We start from the raw sequence: 6,315 nt of genomic DNA on the forward strand, positions 1-6,315 counted from the left end.
CCAACGACCGAATGGATCCCCCCACCGCCGCGGGGCCCCGCGCGGGGGGCGGGGGGGCTGGCCCGGGGGGGGCGCCGGGGGCCCAGCCGCCGACCGCCTCAGGCCTCCTGGACGGCGCCGAGCCCCTCCGCACGGGCGGCGGCCACCAGGGGCGCCCAGGCCTCGATCAGCACGGCCCAGCGCCTGGCGTCCTCCTGCGCCTCGTCCAGCAGCTGCTCGCGCCGCTCGGCCACCACGTCCGCGAGCTCGGCGTACTTGCCGCCCAGCTTGCGGTAGGAGCGGTCCAGGACGTCCAGGCAGTGCTCGTTGCCGGCCCGGTCCCAGTCGACGCTGCCCCGCACCAGGTCGAGGATCGGCTCGACCTTCAGCCCGTACCGCTCGTCCAGCAGCCCGCGGCCGAGGTCGATCATCCCGCCGTAGACCGGGTACAGGTACAGCATCGACAGCAGGAGCTTGACGAACCCCATCTGGTAGGGGATGAAGCCGGCGCCGGTGCGGCGCTCGGGCGTGTAGTAGTTGACGATGTGGCGGTTGTGGACGACGCCGGGCAGCCGGGCGTGGACCAGGGAGTGCAGCAGCGCGTAGTCGCAGCCGAGGGTTCGGATCGAGGGCAGCAGCGGCAGCACCTCGTAACCCCGGTGGTCCAGCGCGACGTTGCACATGAAGACGTCCCAGATGTCGGGCACGCCGAGGACGGAGTGGTCGGCGGTGAACGGCTCGGTGCCGGTGCCCTTGAAGGAGACGTCCACCATCGCGTCCCGGTCCTCGTCCGGCCACACCGGCGGGGTCCACAGCCGCACGACCTCGCGGTAGACCTCCGGGTCCAGCTCGCGGATCTCGCTGATGTCCACGTTGAGTTCGCCCATGAAGGAGCCGCTGACCAGCATCACCGGCTTGTCCGCGTCGGCCGGGTCGAGCTCGGAGCGGGTCACGCTGCCCACCACCTCGCCGGCCGGGCGGCCGATCGCGAGCAGCTCGTGGTGGATCGGGAAGACCTTCCGGCCGTCCAGGACCTGGAAGTCGGCGTCGTCGTTGCGCAGGTGCGCCGAGGTGCAGCCCAGGGCGGCGGCGCCCAGGAAGATCCGGTTGACGCAGGAGCCGTACGCGACGGCCTGCGGGACCATCATGTCGAGCAGCACCTCGGGGTCGGCGGCGCCGGAGCGCTCGGTCACCCGGCGGAAGAACTCCCGCTGCTGCGCCTCGCCGAGGTGGTGGACGAACACACCCGGGGCGAGGTCCAGCGAGGCCACCGCAGCCGCGTTCTTCGCGAATCCGGCGGCGTCGGCGGTGTCGGTGGTGTCGAGGATGAGGAGGTGCACCTCGACCTCGAAGTTCGCGACGGCGTAGGCCGCCTCCTCGGCGAGGTCCACGATGGTGTCGGGACAGGTACGCATGGTGGGCAGCGCGAGGCACACTCTTTGCATGGTGGGGGTTTCTCCGTCTGATCGTCAAATGCGGTGCAACGGCGTTCGGTTGAGCGCGTGAGAGGGTGCTGGACGACGGCTCGGACCGGCCGGTCGGATCACCTTGGACTAGACCACTTGCGATGTCAACGATAGGCAACGGGGCCCCGGAGCGGGCGGAATGCGCCCTCGTTGCCCGATCGGGCACCCCCGGGTGGGCCCTCGGGGCCGGTCAGTCCTCCGCGCGGGCCGCGAAGGTGTGGCGGTACTCGGTGGGCGAGGTGCCGAGGACCCGGTGGAAGTGCAGCCGCAGGTTCGCCCCGGTGCCGAGCCCGACCCGGTCGGCGATCTGCTCCACGCCCAGGTCGGTGCGCTCCAGCAGTTCGCGCGCCAGGTCCACCCGGGCCCGCAGCACCCACTGCATCGGCGTGTAGCCGGTGTCCTCCACGAACCGCCGCGAGAAGGTGCGCGCGGAGACCCGGGCGTGCCGGGCGAGCCCCTCCAGGGTCAGCTGCTCGGCGAGGTGCTCCAGGGCCCAGGCGCGGGTGTCGGCGAAGAGGTCGCCCAGTGGCTCGGGCACGCTGCGCGGCACGTACTGGGCCTGGCCGCCGCTGCGGTAGGGCGCGGCCACCAGCCGCCGGGCCACGTGGTTGGACAGGCCCACGCCGTGGTCGCGCCGCACCAGGTGCAGGCAGAGGTCGATGCCGGAGGCCGCGCCGGCCGAGGTGAGCACGGCGCCCTCGTCGACGAACAGCACGTTCTCGTCGACCCGGATCCGCGGATGGCGCTCCGCCAGGGCCTTGGCGTAGTGCCAGTGGGTGGTCGCCCGCCTGCCGTCGAGCAGCCCGGTGGCGGCCAGCGCGAACGCGCCGGTGGAGATCGCGGCCAGCCGGGCGCCGCGCGCGTGCGCGGCCAGCAGCGCCTCGACGACGGCGGTCGGGGGCTCGGTGGTGGCCGGGTCGCGGTAGCCGGGCACGAAGACGGTGTCGGCGTGCTCCACCGCCTCCAGGCCCTCGGCGACGTGGTAGGAGAGGCCGTCGCCCCCGGCCACCAGCCCGGGCGCCGGGCCGCAGACCCGCACCGTGTAGGGCATGCTCGGCCGGCTGGAGAACACCTGCGCGGGGATGCCCACGTCCAGCGGCTTCGCCCCTTCCAGGACCAGCACGGCCACGTGGTGCTTCCTGCGGCCCATCGGACCCTCTCCACTCCCCCGCGGTGCCGTCGGGCGCCGCGGCGCGCCCCGGCCGGTCCGACACCGGCCGCAAGCATCCTGCCACCGGCGGGAGCCTGCGGCCGGGCCGGACCGCCGTCAGGGGCCGGCCGTGGCGGCGGCCGGGGTGCGGCGCGGCGCGAGGCCGGCGAGGGCCTCGCTCTTCACCAGCCAGGCCACGCCGAAGGCGAGGACGGAGACCGACTCGCCCAGGTAGGTGACGGTCAGCGGCCAGTCCCGGGCCAGGTGGAGCACCTCGGCCAGGGCGACCGCCGCGATGCCCGCCACGATCACCCAGCCGCAGACCAGGTAGACCCGGTCCCGCGCCGGACGGCGGCCGCCGGCGGCCGGCGAGTCCGCGAACAGCCGCAGGCAGAAGTACGCCAGCACGGCGAACAGCCCGGCGGCGCAGGCCAGATGGACCGTGCCCACGACCGTCTGGACGCCGCCGGGGTGCGCGGTGACGGACTCCGGCGGCTCGGTGGGGAAGAGCGCCACCCCGATCGCCAGCACCCCGGCCACCGAACTCAGCCGGTCCTCCCGGCGGTCGTGGCGGTAGCAGATGAGGAAGACGCCGACGGCGCACAGGCCGCCGACGAAGACGTTGCGCATGTGGGTGTAGTAGGAGGCGCTCATCGATTCGAGCAGGGCGATCCGGGCGGAGGTGAGGCTGTTGCCGACGGGCAGCACGATCGGTAGCAGGAAGCCCAGGACGCCGACCCCGAGCCGCAGGAGGCGCACCGTGCGCACGTCCTGGGCCCGGGGATCGGCGGGGGGCCGGGGCTGGGCGGGGGTGCCGGGATCGGCGGGGGTTCCGGCGGACATGACGAGGCCTCCTTCGACGAGCTGAGGCTGTCGCACCGCGGCCCCGGAAGGCGGCGGTCGCGGCAGGGTGATACCCGCGCCACGCCGCCCGGGAACCCCTTCCGGCCTGCTGACCTGACGGTCCGTCATCGAATCGTTACGCCGGACGCCGGACGCCGGACGCCGGACGCCGGGTCAGCCGACCGGCCGGAGCAGTTCCTCGACCGGCTGGGCCCGGCGCAGCGGCTCGAAGTGCACCGCTCCCCCGGCGTCCACCGTGAAACCGTGCACGGCCGGCTCGGGCAGGCTGTTGTACTGGAAGTGGGTCGTCGCGTAGTACGCGCCGGTGTCGAGCAGCGCGACCAGGTCGCCCGGCTCCAGCGGCGGCAACGGGCGGTTCCTGGCCAGCAGGTCGCCGGCGAAGCAGCAGGGCCCGGCGACGTCCTGCGGCACCGGGTCGACGCCCTCCTTGGCGGCGCCCGAGGGGTGGTGCGCGGTGATCCGCAGCGGCCAGGCGTCCGGCATGAACACCGTCCGGGTGGCGACCTGGGCCCCTGCGTGGGTGACGGCGATCCGCCGGCCCCCGGAGGTCTTGGTGTACTCGACGTACGCGGCGGTGAAACCGTTCTTGGCGAGCAGCGAGCGGCCGAACTCGGTGGCCAGCCGGTAGCGGCCGTCGAACAGCTCCGGCGCGTGCGCGCGCAGCCGCCCGACGTACTCGGGGTAGCCGGGGGCGGTGGTGTCGTCGGCGAAGTTGACGGGCAGTCCGCCGCCGAGGTCGATGCCCACCACCTGGCGGCGGCCCAGCTCGGCGTTGACCCGCTCGGCGAAGGCGACGGCCTGGGCGACGCCCTCGGCCATCAGGTCCAGCGGGCAGCCCTGCGAGCCGACGTGCACATGGATCCAGGTGAGCCAGGGACGCGCGCGGAACGCCTCCACCAGCCGCTCGGTGTTCCCCTCGTCCGCCAGGGTGATACCGAACTTGGAGGTCGCGGTGGCGGTGCTCATCGCACCGATCGTCCCGGCGCCGACCTGCGGGTTGACCCGCACACCGATCCGGGAGGCGGAGGCGCCGGCCCGCAGGAGGTCGTCGACCCGGTCCAGCTCCTGCCAGTTGTCGATGTTGACGGCGGCACCGAGCTCCAGGGCCTGGACCAGCTCCCGGCGGGTCTTGGCGGGCGAATCGAAGACGATCCGGCCGGGGTCGAAGCCGGCCGCGAGTGCCTGGGCGAACTCGCCGGGGCTGGCCACCTCGCAGCCCATGCCCAGCCCGCGCAGCCGGGCGAGCAGCGGGACCAGGCAGTTCGCCTTCGCCGCGAAGGCGTGCAGCACCTCGACCCCGGCCGGGAAGGCGGCGTGCAGGTCGGCGACGCTCGCGGCCACGCCGTCGAGGTCGACGAAGGCGGCGAGCAGCGCGTCCTCCGGGTCGAGCAGCCGGCGGCGCACCGCCTCACGCAGGACCAGTTCGCGGCGGGCGGCGGCGGGCTGGGGAAGGGTCACGGTGTCACGCTCCACGGGCTCGTCGGGCGGTCGGGCGGGTCGGGCGACCTGACGCCCGGGCCGGGGACAGGATGGCCCCGGGCGTGGCACCAGGCTGCCGGGCGAAGGCCGGCCGCGTCTTCGTCCCACGGCGCGGATGTGCGGGGCCGCCACCGCGTCACCCGACCGGACGGCGCCGCCGGGTCGGCCGGTTCGGTGCCCGACGGCGAACCCCGCGCCGGATCACCGCCGCACGCGACGAATCGGCCGCGCCGGGCGGGCGGGTGCGCCGGGCGGGGCCGGCGGCCCTGGACGCCCTCGGCCGCGCGCGGCGGAGACCGAGGGCACCGGGCACCGGGCACCGCGAGCCGCGCCGCCTCTTCGGGGTCGCGTCGGGTCGGCGACCTCCGCCGGGAGGCGCGCCCTGTCAGTGCAGCCGCCAAGGCGCCACCCGGCCAAAGAGCCGGGGGCGCACGTCACCAGGCACCGCCGACCGCGCCCGAATGCACCTTGCCCCTTCGAGGCACGCCGGGTCGGCGGGCGCCGCCGAGAGGCGTGGCCCGACAGCGCGGAGGCCAAGGCCCCACCCGGCCAAAGAGGCGAAGGCGTGCGTCACCAGAACCCGCCCAACAGCCGAGGGGCGCACGCGTTCCGGCGGCGGCCCCGTGCCGGGCTATGGGCTATCCGGGGGCGGGCTGGTCAACCGCGCTCGGCGGCGTCCAGGGCGAGCAGGCGCAGCTCCAGGTGAGCGAGCAACCGGGCATCCGGGTCGTCGAGATCGATGCCGCAGAGCCGTTCGGCCTTCTGCCTGCGGTAGCGGAAGGTGCTGGCGGGCACGTTCAGGGCGGCGGCGGCCCGTGCGCCGTCCCCGGCGTGCTCCAGGTAGGCGCGCAGGGTGTCGAGCAGCAGCGCCTCCTCCCCCGGCTTCGCCGTGTGCGCCACCAGGCGAGCCACCGAGCTGTCCGAGGTCGGCGCCGACTGCTCCCGCAGGGCGTCCAGGGCGGACAACAGGGCGACGGTGTCGGCGAGTTCACCGGACCGGGCGGATCGGGGCGGGTTCGGTGAGCGGCCGAGGCGCAGGGCGCGCAGCGCCTGTTCGGCCGTGCGGGCGGACTCCGCCGCACGGTCCAGAGCGGCCCGGACCTCGCCGATGCCGATCCGCACCGGCCGGCCGTACTCCTCCGACAGTTCCCCGGCGAGCGCGTCGGCCAGCCGGGACAGCCGGGCGGCGGCGTGCCGGGGGTCGTGCTCCAGTCCGCCGAGCAGCACCCGGGCGCCGTCGTCGACGGCCACCGCCACCACGGGGTGGCCGCGCCGGGCGCAGGCGGCGCGCGCCGAACGGGCCAGCCGCCCGCCGGTGACCGGGGCACCGCCGGCGGGGGCGCCCGGGGCGGGGGCGGCCGCCGCGCCGGCGTCGGC

5 protein-coding genes are annotated in these 6,315 nt (G+C 75.3%); all 5 read right to left on the reverse strand.

The genetic code is table 11. From position 1 onward, the window contains the following. Positions 1-98: 98 nt before the first annotated feature. Positions 99-1,424, reverse strand: a complete 1,326-nt coding sequence (locus ACFVFS_RS13505) for a DUF6271 family protein (protein WP_380623469.1) — start codon at positions 1,422-1,424, stop codon at positions 99-101. A gap of 211 nt (positions 1,425-1,635) precedes the next feature. Continuing rightward, on the reverse strand, positions 1,636-2,595 hold the full coding sequence (locus ACFVFS_RS13510; protein ID WP_380623471.1) for a GlxA family transcriptional regulator: 960 nt from the start codon (positions 2,593-2,595) through the stop codon (positions 1,636-1,638). Between the two features lie 117 nt (positions 2,596-2,712). After that, positions 2,713-3,438 carry a DUF998 domain-containing protein gene (locus ACFVFS_RS13515; RefSeq protein ID WP_380623473.1) on the reverse strand — a complete coding sequence of 242 codons (726 nt, stop codon included), beginning with the start codon at positions 3,436-3,438 and terminating at the stop codon, positions 2,713-2,715. A 174-nt stretch (positions 3,439-3,612) separates the two neighbouring features. Then, positions 3,613-4,917, reverse strand: coding sequence for a diaminopimelate decarboxylase (locus ACFVFS_RS13520; protein WP_380623475.1), 1,305 nt, complete (start codon positions 4,915-4,917; stop codon positions 3,613-3,615). Between the two features lie 678 nt (positions 4,918-5,595). Then, positions 5,596-6,315 (reverse strand): PucR family transcriptional regulator (locus tag ACFVFS_RS13525; protein WP_380623477.1); only part of this gene is annotated, 720 nt, incomplete at its 5' end.

Origin of the sequence: Kitasatospora sp. NPDC057692 (assembly GCF_042799475.1) — a bacterium.
Classification (GTDB): domain Bacteria; phylum Actinomycetota; class Actinomycetes; order Streptomycetales; family Streptomycetaceae; genus Kitasatospora.